Consider the following 282-nt stretch of genomic DNA (forward strand, 5'->3'; position numbering starts at 1 on the left):
CAATAACTGTCTAGTATCGTTTAAAAGATCACGAAGGCTGCGAAGCACTTTTGGATAGTCTTTGGTTAAAATAAAACCGCCTTTTTGAAAACAGGGCGGATCAACACTAATTAAATCAAACGGTGCGGCTTGTTTTAGCTTACCAAACGACTTTAAAATAGCGTGAGGGAATAAGAAGTTTAGGCAAAAAAAAACTCTCTTATAGAGTGTCGATTGAATAAAAAAAGTTACTTCTGGGGTTGGGGGAGCCGTATTGGGGATGTCGGCGTTCGGGGGGTCTGC

Annotated in this window: 1 protein-coding gene; it reads right to left on the reverse strand. The window is 41.1% G+C overall.

Annotated elements, in window-relative coordinates:
* A partial coding sequence (locus tag CWB75_RS18960; protein WP_171039138.1) for a class I SAM-dependent methyltransferase occupies positions 1 to 282 on the reverse strand: 282 nt, incomplete at both ends.

Source organism: Pseudoalteromonas sp. S1608 (assembly GCF_005887265.1).
GTDB lineage: Bacteria > Pseudomonadota > Gammaproteobacteria > Enterobacterales > Alteromonadaceae > Pseudoalteromonas > Pseudoalteromonas undina.